Source organism: Bacteroides salyersiae (assembly GCF_031172035.1).
Classification (GTDB): Bacteria; Bacteroidota; Bacteroidia; order Bacteroidales; family Bacteroidaceae; genus Bacteroides; species Bacteroides salyersiae.
Map to the genome: position 1 here is coordinate 2,558,801 of NZ_CP133452.1, position 11,872 is coordinate 2,570,672.

Here is an 11,872-nt window from a genome sequence, read left to right on the forward strand (position 1 = left end):
AAAAAAGGTAATCGCATGAATCATAATAAGTTATTTGTTTTGTTGATAAGCATGTTCTTCCATTTCAATGTGATGGAAGCAAGAGATTATGTCCAATATGTTGACCCCTATATTGGCTCAGGAGGACATGGACATGTTTTTGTAGGAGCTTCCGTTCCTTTTGGGGCCATACAGGTGGGGCCGCAGAATATTCATAAAGGTTGGGATTGGTGTTCTGGCTATCATTATTCTGATAGTGTGATTATTGGATTTGCTCATACTCATTTAAATGGAACCGGATGTACTGATTTGGGGGATGTACAAGTAATGCCTTTTACGGGTAAAGTGCGGACAAAAAGAGGAGAACAACACGATATATCCGGTAGTTATGCTTCCTATTATAAGCATGAAAATGAAATAGTTCGTCCTAATTACTACTCCTTATTGATGGAGAATGGAATTAAGGTCGAACTCTCAGCAACAGAACGTGTAGCTATACACCGTTATCATTATCCTAAGCAAAATGTGGAGAAACATATTCTTATTAACTTGAAAGAAGGTAATGGTTTTGAAGATTATGCTTCTGGTTTAAAAAAAGTTGACGATTATACAATAGAAGGTTATCGATTTGTGAACGGATGGGCGCCGGAGCATCGTATTTATTTTGTTTTAAAAACAAACAAGCCGATTAAAGACCTGTTACTTTTTGAAGATAGTGCATTTGTCGATAGTAAAGATTTGAATAGTAAAGGAGTAAAAGGAGTTTTAGTTTTAGATAACGATCTTTCTGATATTTCTTTGAAAGTAGCCATATCGTCAGTAAGTTGTCGGAATGCAGCATTAAATGTGGAAGGTGAGATTCCACATTGGGATTTGGAAAAAGTGTCTAAAGAAGGATTGAAAAAGTGGAATAAAGAATTGGGTCGCATAAAACTGTCCGATACAAATGCGAAGAATTTGAAAATATTCTACACGGCCATGTACCATACGTTGATTGCTCCCACCACCTATTGTGATATCAATGGAGAGTATAGAGGACATGATAATAAAATAAGTAAAGCGGAGAAAGGTGTTAATTATTCAACATTTTCACTTTGGGATACTTACAGAGCTTTACACCCTCTGTTTACAATTACTCAAACAGAGCGTGTGGGGGATTTTATAAATTCGATGCTGGCTATTTACGATCAGCAGGGAAAACTTCCGGTATGGCCATTACTTGGGGGAGAAACCGATCAGACACCTGGTTATAATGCACTGAACGTAATAGCTGATGCTTATTTGAAAAATATTAAGGGATTTGATGCTCAAAGAGCTTTTCAGGCATGTATTCAGTCGGCCACTTATTTGAAACAAAAAGGTATCCCCTATGTATTAGAACAGGAATACATTCCTTATGAAAGACTGGGTGAAGCTACTTCCATTGCTATGGAATATGCAATTGGAGATTGGGGAGTTGCTGCGATGGCTCAAAAGTTGGGAGATAAAGAAATGTTTGATCTATTTCTTAAAAGGAGTAAATATTACAAGCATTATTTTGACCCGACTATTCGGTTTATCAGACCTAAAAGTGTTGATGGGACATGGGCTACTCCATATGATCCGATCATTTCAGTACATGGAGGACATGGCTTTTTTAGTGAGGGTACGGGTTGGCAATATTCTTTTTATGTTCCTCAATGCCCGTCTGATTTAATTGAGATGTATGGAGGTGATAAGCTCTTTACACAAAAATTGGATTCTCTTTTCACAATGGAGGGAGATATGGGAGAACATGCTTCTGTTGATATAACCGGTTTGATTGGACAGTATGCACATGGAAATGAACCGAGTCATCACATGGCATATTTGTATTCGTATGCAGGACAGCAATGGAAAACGGCTAAAATAGTGCGTCAGATATTGACGAATTTTTATACTGATCAAATTGACGGTATAATTGGTAATGAAGATTGTGGACAGATGTCCGCATGGTATTTACTGTCCGCTATGGGATTTTACCAGGTAAATCCTTCTTGGGGCGTCTTTGCTTTTGGTAGTCCGTTGTTTGAGAATGTTAAGATTGAATTACCCGGCAAGAAGAACTTTACAATTGAAACGATTCATAATAGTGATGAAAATATCTATATTCAGTCAGTGGAATTAAATGGAAAAACTTATTCTAAATCTTACATTCAGTACGAAGATATAATGAAAGGAGGTACTTTGAGATTTTATATGGGGAATAAGCCTAATTATCAGTTTGGGGCTGCATCTCAGACTCGTCCTTTTACTCCTTTCTAACCAAATGGTGTACATCAATGACTGATTTTATATGAAAAAAATATATAGTACAATTTTGGTAGGAAACTTATTGCTTGTTTTGTCTTTCTTTTCTTGTCAGGCACCAGAAATGAGAGTTTTTGATCTGCGTACAGACTATCTGACAAATCCAGTAGCCATACAAGCGAACTTCATATGGTTAGGTTGGAAGTTGGATGTTTGCAATGGAAAGAACAGAAATAAAATGCAGTCGGCTTATCAGATATTAGTAGCGAGTGATTCATTACTACTATTCGATGATATTGGTGACTTATGGGATTCCGGAAAAGTCAATTCTTCTCAATCCCAACAAATTCTTTATAAGGGGAGAGCACTTGTATCTCGCCAACATGTTTATTGGAAAGTTAGAGTTTGGGATGAAAATGATCAGGTGACGGAATGGAGCGCTATTGCTAACTGGGCTATTGGATTGGAGCCAGTTGATTGGCTGGCTTCTTGGATTTCCAACCGGGAAGATGATACTCCTTTGGAAGCTAATGTAGCCCCTGCTCCATTTTTTCGTAAAAATATTGAAGTTGTTAAAGAGATAAAAAATGCCAGAGTTTATATCTGTGGATTAGGTTTTTATGAAATGTATATTAACGGTGATAGAATCGGAGATCAGATGCTTGCTCCTGCTGTTACTAATTATGATAAACGTACCATAGAGCATATTCTGTATCCGTATGACGATCAATCACACAAACGCATACTATATAATACTTTTGATGTAACTTCATATTTGAAAAAAGGAAAAAACTGTTTGGGGGTTATTTTAGGTAATGGTTGGTACAATCAGCGTGGGCGGACTGTTGAGGGATATATGTGGTATGATACTCCACGTTTATTGCTACAATTGGAAATTGTTTATCAGGATGGTACTATGGAAAATATCGTTTCCGATGAAAGTTGGAAGTGTGCAATCGGACCTTTGGTTTCTGATAATATATTTACCGGAGAAGTGTATGATGCCCGAAAAGAAATGGATGGATGGAGTTCGGTGGAATATGATGATTCATTGTGGCAAAAAGCGATAAAAGTACGTTCTCCCGAAGGTAAATTATATCCCCAGACTGCTCCGTACGACAAGGTAATGCAAATGTATCACCCCGAATTGAAGGAGCAGGTCAATGATTCTGTTTATCGTTTTGTTCTTCCGAAAATGATTGCCGGCTGGGCTATGTTGACAGTTTCCGGAGAAGCGGGTGACTGCATAAAACTTCGGTTTATTGGTGAGGAAGGTATTGATTTTGGACAATCGGATACATATATTCTGAAAGGAAATGGAGAAGAGTGTTGGGAACCTCGTTTTACATGGCATACATTCAGGGAAATAGAAGTAATATCTCCAAAAGTAGCATTGAATGCACAAAGTCTCATTGTAAAGGAGATATATACGGATGTGGATGAAACCGGGACTTTTGTATCATCGGATACGATACTTAACAGTATCTACCGGAAGTATATTCATACTCAAAAAATCAACATGCATGGAAGCATCAGCAGCGATTGTCCACATCGGGAACGCTTGGCTTATACAGGTGATGGACAAGTGTTGGTTGAAAGTATGTTGTATGCATTTGACTGCACTCGTTTTCTTTATAAATGGCTGGACGATATTGCAGATGCACAAAACCATATGACTGGTTATGTTCCTCATACTGCTCCCTTTGGTGGCGGTGGTGGCGGACCAGCATGGGGTTCGGCCTATGTGATTATGCCGTGGGCCTATTATCATCAATATGGTGATACCATACTGTTATCCCGACATTATGATGGTATGAAGCATTGGATTCAATATCTTGGTACTCGTTTGGATGCCAGAGGGATTGTAGTAAAAGAAGAGCCTAATGGCTGGTGTTTGGGAGATTGGTGTACACCCGATAAGATAGAATTACCGGAGTCGCTCGTGAATACGGCATATTATTATCGCGTAACAGATATTATGTCTAAAGTCGCTCGTGTTCTCAATAGAACAGAAGATACTTCTTATTTTGATGCGTTGGCTAAGCAGATTAAACAGAATTTTAATGAAGTCTTTTGGGATGAAGACGAGAACGGCTATTGGGAAAGTAGACAGGGAGCTAATGTTTTTCCGTTAGCTTTCAGGTTGGTACCCGAGGATAGAAAAGAAAAAGTACTGAACACGTTGTTACGTCAGATTGAATCGCTCGGTTATCATTTTGACACTGGAATTTTGGCAACTCCTTTATTATTAAAAGTACTGACAGAGAATAATTATGGCGACGTGGCATACAAGCTTATAACTCAACGCTCTTATCCTTCTTTTGGTCATTACATTACTCGAGATGAATATTCCTGCTTATGGGAAGACTGGCACGGGAATAGTTCCCGTTGTCACCCGATGTTTGGGAGTGTGGTGGCATGGTTCTACGATACATTGTTGGGTATTCGTTATGATTCGGAACGGCCGGGAATGAAGCATATTATAATATGTCCTCGTCCGATTGGTGATTTATCCTTTTGTAAAGGGAGCTTCCGTTCTCTGTATGGTATGGTCCGTTCGGAATGGGAGGTAGACGGAGAGCAAGGTTTCTCAGTGAAAGTGGAGATCCCTGCAAATACTACTGCTACTCTATTCATTCCGAAACAATATACAGAGGTCATGGAATCCGGAAAATGTATGGAAATGAAGGATAATACTTTGTTTTTGGGCTCGGGGGTTTATCATTTTATCATGAAGTAGAAAAAACAGATTATGAAGAAAATATTGATTTTACTATATGGTATTTTATTGTCTTTTTCTTGCTATGGAAAAGAGAAATGCTATCCAATAGATTTGAGATGTGAATATTTGTGTCGGCCGTTGAGTATTGATGAAAGATCACCACGATTATCGTGGAAATTATTCGATAGACGGGCAGATGCTTTACAAACTGCTTATTATGTAGCGGTAAGTACGGATTCTTTATCTTTATTAAAGGGTGAAAATATTCTTTGGTCTGAAGAAAAGAAGAGTAATAATACACTGATTAGATATACAGGCAAAGAATTGGAGCCTTTTACCAGATACTACTGGTGTGTTTCTATTGCTGATAAAGACGGTCAAAAATCATCGAAGGTAATATCTTCTTTTGAAACAGGTATGTTGGATCAGCAAAATTGGAAAGGTAAATTCATTTCCGACGGCAAGGATATAGAAGATCGTTCGACTCCTTATTTCCGCAAAAATATAGGTATAAGTAAGAAAGTTAAATCAGCGAGAGCTTATATTACAGCAGCAGGATTGTATGAGTTGTCTATCAACGGAAAGAAAATTGGTGACCATATTTTAGATCCTGCCTATACGGATTTTGCGAAGCGTTTGTTATATGCTACTTATGATGTGACCAAAGATTTGAAGCAGGGTGAGAATATATTAGGTATTTTATTAGGTAATGGGTGGTATAATCATCAGCCGGTTGCTGAATGGAATTTTCATCAGGCGGACTGGAGGGGTAGACCTTCTTTCTGTTTGAATCTTCGTATCGTATATACGGATGGTACAGAAGAAGTGATAGCTTCGGACCGTTCTTTTGAAACAACAGCAAGCCCGCTAACTTTTAATGCTATCTATTTAGGTGAAGGATATGATTTTAGGAGAGAAAACAGAGAGACGTATGCTTTAGAGAGTAATGGGGGGGATTGGCAACGGGCAATAGAAGTGGCTACTCCTGCTGAAAAACTGGTGGCTCTGAACATGCCTCCGATTCGTATAACAGACAGACTACATGCAAAAAGTATTAAGAAGTTTAGCGATACCAATTATGTGTTTGATTTCGGACAAAATTGGTGTGGAATAATTGATGGAGTATTTAAGGGAATAGAGGGAACTCGTGTGAAAATAAAACATGCAGAAAGTCTTGATGAAAAGAGAGAACATGTGTATGATGATTGTTTGACTGGTTTCTACAATGCCGAACGTTACGGAAAGCACCCCGATGATGAGCAATTCCAAACGGATATTATTTATTTAGATGGGAAAAAGGACCATTTTGTTCCTCGATTTAGCTACAAAGGATTTCGGTATGTGGAAATTACTTCAGACAAGCCTTTAAAGCTGGATAAAAAGAGTCTGAATTCTTGTTTTGTACATACGGATGTTCCGGAAATTGGATCTTTTGAATGCTCTAATCCTTTGTTTAACAAGATAATGAGTGCAACCCGATATTCTTATCTGTCCAATTTGATCGGAATTCCGACAGATTGTCCGCAACGAGAGAAAAACGGCTGGACGGGAGATGCCCATCTGGCTATAGAAACAGGGCTGTACAATTACGACGCCATTACTTTTTATGAAAAATGGATGAGGGATTTACAGGATAATATGTTTGATAATGGTCGTCTTGCTTGTATTATTCCTTCTGGTGGCTGGGGGCAAACGGACAATACGGTTGATTGGACTTGTGCAGTAGCCATTATTCCTTGGACTATTTATGAATTTTATGGAGATGCTACCTGTTTAGCCGAAAATTATGAAATGATGAAAAAGCATGCAGACTTTTTTCTGAAACATTATCCGGCTGGTTTAGTCCCAGATGCTTGTTTGGGTGATTGGTGTCCTTATAAAGCGGTATCTAATAAGGAATTAACGGCATCCATCTGTTTCTTCCGGATGGTAGATATTATAGCAAAGGCAGCCCGGTTATTCAATAAGGAGGATGATTTATTCTTTTATAGAAAAATGGCAGATAAAATAAAAACTGCAATCAATAAAAAGTTTTTGAATGAAGAAACGGGTATTTATGCAAGCGGTTATCAGGCGGAGTTGAGTATGCCTTTGCGTTGGAATATTGTTCCCGAACATTGCCGTGCTAAAGTAGCCGCCAACTTATCAGCACGAGTAAAACAGGACAATGATCATTTGGATGTCGGCATCTTTGGTTGCCAGGCATTATTGGATGCTTTAACCACAACAGGAAATGTAGAACAGGCATATCGAATAGCCAATCAGACAGATGAACCTTCATGGGGTAACTGGATTGAGCGGGGAGCAACGACTTTACATGAGTGGTGGCAGTATGATGGAAAAGCCATAACTTCTGAAAATCACATAATGTTTGGTGAAATTGGTGCCTGGCTTTATAAAACATTGGGAGGAATCAATCCGGATGTTGCATGTCCGGGATTTAAGAATGTGATATTGAGACCTTATTTTTTGAAAGATATTAGTTATGTAAAAGTGTCGTATATTACGCCTCAGGGCATGGTTAAATCTTCATGGAATAGGAAAGGGGCAAAAATTATTTATAAAGTGACAGTTCCTCCTAACTCTACAGCAACGTTATTTTTACAAAAGGACGAGCCGGTGAATTTGAAATCCGGAACATTTACTTTTGAAGTGATACCATGACGAATATTATAAATGGAAAGATATGAAAACTGTAGAAAGATTTTTATTGGCAATTGTTGTAACTTTCTGTTGCGTAAATGTTGCAGCCCAATCCGGATATGATGCAAAATATCCATATGATCCGGCGAAGCAGCCTGTTGACGAAAGTGTAGCCGGTGAGGTATTGGAATTTCGTTTTACCAACTCCAAAATTTATCCGGGAACGGAGAGAAGCTATTGGATTTATATTCCTAAAGCTTATAAAGGTGATAAACCGGCCTGTTTGTACGTATGTATGGATGACATTTTGTTTAAAGCCACTACCGTTTTTGATAATTTGATAGCAACTGGGGAAATGCCAGTGACTATTGGTGTTTTTGTGGGGCCAGGTAAAATAGAAAGAAATGGAAAGTTTCTCCGGGCTAACAGAAGCTATGAATTTGATACTACTAACGACCGTTTTGTTCGTTTCCTGTTAGAGGAGTTGTTGCCTGATGCCGAAGCTAAAAAGACTACAGACGGACGTTTATTAAACTTTTCAAAGAATCCTAATGACCGTGCCATTGCAGGGGCAAGCAGTGGAGGTATTTGCGCTTTTACTGCTGCTTGGGAACGTCCTGATGCATTTCGTCGTGTGTTTAGTGCTTTTGGCTCTTTTGTAGCTATGAGAGGTGGTAATGAATATCCAGCGTTGATACGGAAAACGGAACCTAAACCTCTTCGTATCTTTTTGGAAGACGGAACAGAAGATGCATGGAATCCTCTTTTAGGGCATTGGTTTGATGGTAATTTGCTGATGGAATCAGCTTTGGCCTTTTCCGGGTATGAGGTAGCTCACTCTTGGGGGCATGGTGGACATGACGGAGTACATGCTGAGAATATTTTTCCGGATGTAATGCGTTGGCTTTGGAAAGGATGGCCGAAAGAGGTGGAGTGTGGTGTTTCGAGGAATGATATGCTTTCTGAAATTATAGACAGTCAATCACAGTGGCAGGAGATAGAGTTACCAGGAGTAATATCCAGTAGCCTGTTTGCCAATAATTCCGGAGATATTATATTTCAAACAATTGATCAGAATATCCATAAACTGAATCAGGATGGTATACAGAATTTAGGTCGATTCTCTGATTGCTCTTTGGTAGGTGTATTGTATAATAACTTGTTATTATTGGATTCGTCGGGTAGACTCATGAATGATAAACGTGACATATTGCTGAAGGGGATGCAAGGGACCGAAAGTATTTTACCGGTGGATGAATCAGTAGTATATACAGTTCAGCAGAAAGATAATGGAAATATATTATGGAAAGTAAATTTGAACAGAAAATCAAAAGAAAAAATAGATGAAGATGAGGTAGGAGGGAAGTTTTTGGCTATATATCCTGATCATTCACGTTTAGTACAGAGGAGAGTAAATTCCCAATGGATATATTCTTATGTTCCCTCGGAAAACGATTTATTCTCTGATAAACAGCCTTATTACAGATTGCATAGTACCAATGATTCTTTTGCTTCTGAAAACGGAAATATGGTATTTGACAGCAGGGGGTATCTTTATGTAGCGACTCTGCTGGGAGTTCAGGTTTGTGACAGAGAGGGGTTGGTAAGAGCTATATTACCAATACCCGGTGAACAAATACATTCTTTATGTTTGGGTGGTAAAGATATGAATGAGTTATATGTTTTGACAGAAGATAACTTATATGTTAGAAAATTGAATACGTCAGGAATTTGAGTATAATTATGAAGAAAAATATTTTACTTTTACTATTAAGTTTTTTGTCTTTTTATGTAGAAGCTGGGAATAATAAAGAAGTGCCGGCTTCTCATTTCAGGGCTCCTGCTTATCCATTGATTACAATTGACCCTTATATTTCTGCGTGGTCGCATACTGATAAACTGTATGAAGATGACGTCAGGCATTGGACGGGAACAGAACATCCTTTAGTAGGTGTTTTGAGAGTAGATGGTAAATGCTATCGTTTTATGGGGAAGGATAAGCAAGTATTAAAAGCAATACTAAAAGATGCTCGGAACGAAGAATGGCAGGCTAAATATACAAATACATTGCCTTTGGCCGATTGGTATAAAAAAGAGTATAATGATGTGGGATGGCAGGCAGGTGTGGGGGCATTTGGAAGTGCTGATATGTCTCACGTTAAAACCGGATGGAGCCAGGGGGATATTTGGATACGCCGGAAATTCTCAATCGATCATAAAAATGTTATCAAGAAAAAGTTATATCTGATTTATTCACATGACGATATTTTTGAATTGTATCTGAATGGGCAGATGCTGGTGAACACAGGATATAAGTGGAGAAACTATGTTGTGCAACCTTTGGATGCGGAACAAGTGAAATCTCTGACATCAGAAGATAATCTTATTACAGCTCATTGCCATAATACGATGGGAGGAGCTTATGTTGATTTTGGCCTTTTTACCGAGGATGAGGTAGAGTCCTTTTTTGGTACGGAGGCCGAACAAATAAAGGTGAATGTATTACCTACTCAAACTTATTATTCTTTTTATTGCGGTCCAGTGCAATTGGATTTGAAGTTTACGAGTCCATTGGTTCTTACCGATCTGGATTTATTGAGTAGTCCGGTTAATTATATTAGTTATGAAGTTCGGTCGTTGGACAAGCGTGCACATGATGTACAGATCTATTTCTCTGCAACTCCCAAATGGGCAGTTAACAGCCCGGAACAAGAGGTTAGTGTAGAAAGCTATCAATCTTCTGGCATTCATGTACTAAAAACAGGAACTTTAGAACAGAATGTTTTAGGTAAAAGCGGTGATATCATTTGTATTGATTGGGGGTATTTTTATCTGGCAGGTAAACAGACGGAAGCCTCTGATATGTCTATGGGGGCTCCAGTATCTATTCAGAAGAGTTTTGCCGAAAAAGGAATACTGCCAGTTACAAAAACAACCCGGACATCCGCACGGTTAGATAAGGACGAAACCCTCTTGGCGTATAGTGAAAATATGGGTAATGTGAAAGAACAAAAAGCAGAAGGCTATCTGATGATTGGCTATGACGACATTGCCTCTGTCCAATACTTCGGGCAAAACTTGAAGGCGTATTGGAAGAAAAAATATCCGACGATGGAAGCTGCATTGGCCGATGCCCGAAAAAACTATACCAAAACCATGCAGAGATGTGACGAGTGGGATTATAAGGTGATGAAAGATGCGGTTGAAGCTGGTGGACAACAGTATGCCGAACTTTGTGCTGCTTCTTATCGTCAGGCGGTAGCGGCTCATAAATTGGTCTTAGGTCCTGAAGATGAATTGTTCTTTTTTTCAAAAGAGAATAATAGTAATGGATCTATTGGTACAGTGGATGTGACGTATCCTTCTTGTCCTGTTTTTATCCAGTATAATACGGAAATAATGAAAGCCATGCTGAATTTTATATTTGATTATAGTGAGTCCGGACGTTGGAAAAAAAACTTTGCAGCACACGATGTTGGTACATATCCATTGGCAAATGGGCAAACTTATCAGGAAGACATGCCTGTGGAAGAAACAGGAAATATGTTGATTATGACAACGGCGATTGCTATTGCTGATGGAAATGCGGACTATGCAGCCAAACATTGGGAAACATTGACTATTTGGAGTAATTATCTGGCAGAGGAGGGACTGGACCCTGAAAATCAGTTATGTACTGAAGATTTTGCAGGACATTTGGCACATAATGCAAATCTATCCGCTAAAGCTATAATGGCTATTGCTGGTTATGGACGTCTGGCTAAAATGTTAAATAAACCGGAGGAAGCTAAGAAATATACTGAGATGGCTAAAAAAATGGCTATTGAATGGGAACGTAAGGCTAATGATGGAGACCATTATCGCTTGGCTTTTGATCGGCCGGATACTTGGAGTCAGAAGTATAATTTTGTGTGGGACAAAACTTTGGGAATGAATGTGTTGCCTACTGAAATAATGAAAAAGGAAGTTGCTTTCTATCTGAAAAACCAGAATAAATATGGATTACCTTTGGATAATCGCTTCACATGGGGCAAAATAGATGATACAGTATGGAGCGCTACCATGGCCGATTCGGAGAGTGACTTTCAGGAGCTGATACGACCTATTTGGAAATATGTGAATGAAACTTCCTCAAGAGTTCCTTTAGGCGATTGGTATGAAACATTGAATGCTGATTATATTAATTTTCGGGCACGTTCGGTAGTTGGTGGTGTCTTTATGAAGTCATTGGATCATTATCTTAGAAATAAAAGGAAATAA

General features: G+C 38.7%; 5 protein-coding genes. All 5 read left to right on the forward strand.

The window, feature by feature from the left end:
* The first annotated feature begins 15 nt into the window (after positions 1-15).
* From RB604_RS09210 to RB604_RS09230, 5 genes are read left to right on the forward strand one after another with little or no spacing between them, the layout of a single operon-like run.
* A complete protein-coding gene (locus tag RB604_RS09210) occupies positions 16-2,262 on the forward strand; it encodes a GH92 family glycosyl hydrolase (protein WP_005925187.1) in 2,247 nt (748 codons plus the stop codon).
* Positions 2,263-2,293: 31 nt separating this feature from the next.
* On the forward strand, positions 2,294-4,987 hold the full coding sequence (locus RB604_RS09215) for a family 78 glycoside hydrolase catalytic domain (protein ID WP_055295097.1): 2,694 nt from the start codon (positions 2,294-2,296) through the stop codon (positions 4,985-4,987).
* A gap of 12 nt (positions 4,988-4,999) precedes the next feature.
* Positions 5,000-7,633, forward strand: coding sequence for a family 78 glycoside hydrolase catalytic domain (locus tag RB604_RS09220; RefSeq protein ID WP_007478553.1), 2,634 nt, complete (start codon positions 5,000-5,002; stop codon positions 7,631-7,633).
* 22 nt (positions 7,634-7,655) lie between these two features.
* Entirely contained in the window at positions 7,656-9,347 is a 1,692-nt protein-coding gene (locus tag RB604_RS09225; protein WP_005925184.1) for an alpha/beta hydrolase-fold protein, read from the forward strand.
* A gap of 8 nt (positions 9,348-9,355) precedes the next feature.
* Positions 9,356-11,872 (forward strand): glutaminase family protein, encoded by a 2,517-nt coding sequence (locus RB604_RS09230; protein ID WP_055295099.1) that lies wholly within the window; start codon positions 9,356-9,358, stop codon positions 11,870-11,872.